5 protein-coding genes are annotated in these 3512 nt (G+C 61.5%); 2 read left to right on the forward strand and 3 right to left on the reverse strand.

What is annotated here, in order from left to right; translation table 11 throughout:
* Positions 1-32: 32 nt before the first annotated feature.
* Both V3572_RS10155 and rpmE read right to left on the reverse strand, forming a co-directional pair.
* Positions 33-995 (reverse strand): DUF1385 domain-containing protein, encoded by a 963-nt coding sequence (locus V3572_RS10155; protein ID WP_332110880.1) that lies wholly within the window; start codon positions 993-995, stop codon positions 33-35.
* A 124-nt stretch (positions 996-1119) separates the two neighbouring features.
* Positions 1120-1338 carry a 50S ribosomal protein L31 gene (gene rpmE / locus V3572_RS10160; RefSeq protein WP_163303229.1) on the reverse strand — a complete coding sequence of 73 codons (219 nt, stop codon included), beginning with the start codon at positions 1336-1338 and terminating at the stop codon, positions 1120-1122.
* A 192-nt stretch (positions 1339-1530) separates the two neighbouring features.
* On the opposite strand from rpmE, the gene V3572_RS10165 reads away from it, so the two are divergent.
* Positions 1531-2313 carry a 3',5'-cyclic-nucleotide phosphodiesterase gene (locus tag V3572_RS10165; RefSeq protein WP_332110881.1) on the forward strand — a complete coding sequence of 261 codons (783 nt, stop codon included), beginning with the start codon at positions 1531-1533 and terminating at the stop codon, positions 2311-2313.
* A gap of 61 nt (positions 2314-2374) precedes the next feature.
* Positions 2375-3088 carry a hypothetical protein gene (locus V3572_RS10170; RefSeq protein WP_332110882.1) on the forward strand — a complete coding sequence of 238 codons (714 nt, stop codon included), beginning with the start codon at positions 2375-2377 and terminating at the stop codon, positions 3086-3088.
* Here V3572_RS10170 and V3572_RS17810 read toward each other — a convergent pair.
* Positions 3050-3346, reverse strand: a complete 297-nt coding sequence (locus V3572_RS17810) for a histidine kinase dimerization/phospho-acceptor domain-containing protein (protein ID WP_442877376.1) — start codon at positions 3344-3346, stop codon at positions 3050-3052. The genes V3572_RS10170 and V3572_RS17810 overlap by 39 nt on opposite strands.
* Positions 3347-3512: the final 166 nt, after the last annotated feature.

Raw genomic sequence — 3512 nt, forward strand, 5'->3', positions numbered from 1 at the left:
GTCCATCAAGTTCGCGGCGGACATCGCCGGGGTCACGGACTTCGTGCGGGACCATGGGGTTTGCGGATCGCGCCGTTTAAGGCGGCGATGGCGACTTCGAGCTGCTTTTCGTCGGGCTCGTGGGTGGTCAGCATCTGCATAAACAGTCCCGGCCCGGAGAGGATGCGGCACAGGGGCCTGTCGTAGTGTTTTCCGGCGTACTTGACGATCTCGTAGGCCACGGCGCTGATGGGGATCATGAGCACGAGCTTGAGGCCGACGATGTAGGCATGTTTGAGGATGACGTTTTCCGGGGTAAAAAGGGCCAGCACGCCCGGCACCAGCACGGCGTAGAGGGCGATGGACACGGCCAGGACAAAAAGGACGAAGGCGGTGCCGCACCGGGGATGCAGGCGCGAGAAGGGCTTGGCGGACTCGGGGGTCAGGGGCTGCCCGCTTTCATGGGCCCAGATCACCTTGTGCTCGGCCCCGTGGTACTCAAAGACGCGGCGGATATCGGGCAAAAGGGAGATGACGGCGATATAGCCCACGAACATGACCATTTTAAACAGCCCGTCCCAGGCGTGGAAGGAAAGAGCCTCCACCCCGCCGGACAGCCCCAGGGCCTTGACGCCCAGGGTGAACAGGTGCGGCAGCACCACGAAGAGAAACAGGGCGAACCCCACGGAGGCGGCGATGGTCAGGGTCATGGCCCAGGGCTTGAGCTCCTGGTTTTCCTCCTCCAGGGCCTTTTGGGCCGAGAAGTTGAGCGCCGAGATGCCGTTGACCAGGGTCTCCAAAAGGATGGGAAAGCCGCGCAAAAAGGGCTTTTTAAGAAGCGGGTTGGAGGTCAGGCTGAACCAGGGGCGGTTTTGGACCTCGATGGCCCCGTCGGGCTTGCGCACGGCGATGGCCAACCGGTCCTCGGCCCGGATCATGACGCCTTCCATGACGGCCTGGCCGCCGACGGTGGATGCAGCCTGACACACAAGGCGCTTGACGAGGCCAAAAATCATGGTGTTCCCTTTGTCGGCCTTTTCACTCGCCGTCCGGGAAAAGCCGCAGGGAGCTCCCGGACGGGAGGCTGGCGGACGAACCGTACCGCGCCCCGGGCGGGGGCGCGGCCGGAGATGCGGGCGATCAGGCTGTGGGCTGCTCGAACTTGGCGTACTTCTTCCGGAAACGGTCGATGCGCCCGGCGGTGTCCACGAAGCGCTGCTTGCCGGTGTAGAAGGGATGGCAATTGGAGCAGATTTCCACGAGGACTTCTTCGCCCTTGGTGGAAAGGGCTTCGATTTCAGCGCCGCAGTTGCAGCGGATCTTGGCCTTGAAAACTTTGGGATGGATATCTTTTTTCATGTCGTCCTCCGTAAATTCCCTGAAAGCGGAATCATGTAATTCATTCTTCCGGACTTGGCAAGGGGCAGCCCGTTCAAAACCGCACCCTGCACGCCGCGCCCGACCGCCTCACGCCTCCCGGCTTGACACGGACGCCCCGGGGCGCGCATGGTGCGTCACATCAAGACCACCCGAATCCAGCGGAGACGGTACATGTTCTTCAGGGTTCTCGGTTGTTCCGGATCGGATCTGCCGGGGCATCATCTGACCTCCTTTCTGGTCGACGACACCATCCTGCTCGACGCCGGGTCCGTCACTTCCGCCCTGGACCTGGCCCAACAGTCCAGGATCACGGACATCTTCGTCACCCACGCCCACCTCGACCACATCAAAGACATCCTGTTTCTGGCCGACAACCTCATCGAGTTCTTCTCCGGGAAGAACCGGCCCCCGGTGCGCATCCACGGCCTGCCGGAAGTCCTCAAAAGCATCGCCGACCACCTGCTCAACGACACCATCTGGCCCGATTTCACGGTCATTCCCGAGCAAGCCCCGGTTTTGGCCTACCACCCCCTGGCGCCCGGAACGGTCATCCAGGTCGGCGGCCTCCAGGTGGCCACCTGTCCGGTCAACCACGCCCGGGCCGCCTCGGGGTTCGTCTTGTGGTCCGAGGACGGGAAGCACAACGTGGCCTACACCGGCGACACTGGCTCCAATGGTCCGTGGTGGGATTTCCTCAACGCCCTGCCCTTTCCCCTGACCAACCTGATCACCGAGGCCTCGTTTCCCAATTCCATGGAGGAACTGGCCAAAATCTCCAAGCATCTGACGCCCAGGCTTTTGCGGGCCGAGCTGGAACGGCTCACGGTGCGCCCGAAGATCCACATCTACCACATGAAGTCGCCCTTTTCGGCCCAGATCCAGGAGGAGTTGCAGCGCGACCTGGCGGGCTACACCTACCATCTGCTGCGCGAGAAGGAGTCGTTTTATTTCTGACCGCCTGCCGCGCACCTTTGCCGAGTTTGCCGCCCGCCTGGAGGGCCTGGGGCTTTTCCACATGGACCTGCGGCTCGACCGCATGTCCCGAGCGCTTGCCGCCCTGGGCCTGGACCGGCCGCCCCAGGCCGCCGCCCAGGTGGTGGGCGCCGACGGCAAGGGCGCCACGGCCACGCTTCTGGCCGCCCTTAGCCCGAACCGGCCGCCCCAGGCCGCCGTCCAGGTGGTGGGCACCAACGGCAAGGGCGCCACGGCCACGCTTCTGGCCGCCCTGGGCGCGGCCCACGGGCTGTCCTGCGGCCTTTTCACCTCGCCCCATTTCCTGTCCGTGCGCGAACGCATCCGCCGGTATCAGGGCGACCTTCCCGGGGCCGCCGCAACGCCGGGCGCGCCGCTTGGCGACGGCTTTTTTTCCGAGGCCGACTGGACGGACGCGGCCCGAACCGTGCTAGCGGCCACGGCCCACTTGGGCGACGCCGGTCGGCTGACCTATTTCGAACTCCTGACGGTCATGGCCGCCCGGCTTTTTGCGGCGCGCCCCGTGGACGTGGCGGTCTACGAGGCCGGGCTCGGCGGCGACCACGACGCCACCACGGCGCTTCACCGGGACATGACGGTCTTTACGCCCATAGGCATGGACCATGCCCACATCCTCGGCCCCACCCTTGGCGACATCGCCCGGGACAAGGCCGGGGCCATCCCCGAGGGGGGGCTGGCCGTGACCGGGCCGCAGGCCTCAATGATCGCGGCAGCCATGCGCAACTGCTATCTTTAAAGGAAACCTCTCCATAATAAGATTAACCTTATTTTTCTCTAGTTTATTTATATCAAGAAGCTTTTCAATTAACCTATTTATATAAACAACCTTATTCCTTGAAAGCTCCAGAAAACTATCGACCTCCTTTTTATCGCTGTACATCTCTGCCATTTCAATTGAGGAGAGAGCACTTTGAAGAGGAGAGCGCAATTCGTGAGTAAAGAAGCTGGTAAGATTCTCCCTAAGCTGGGCTAAAGTAATCTGCCTTGATAACATCTTAAACTGAAGCACAATAGCCACAACAATAAAAATCAGCAAAATCAATGATGCAAAGCCAATAAGTAGAAAGTCCTTTTTATAGACGAATAGTGGATAGTAAATTCTAGCTTATATCCATCCTTCAGTCCACACCGCTCTTGAGGTGTCCACAACTGCGGACAGG

It is taken from the genome of Desulfolutivibrio sp., assembly GCF_036584575.1.
Lineage (GTDB): Bacteria > Desulfobacterota > Desulfovibrionia > Desulfovibrionales > Desulfovibrionaceae > Desulfolutivibrio.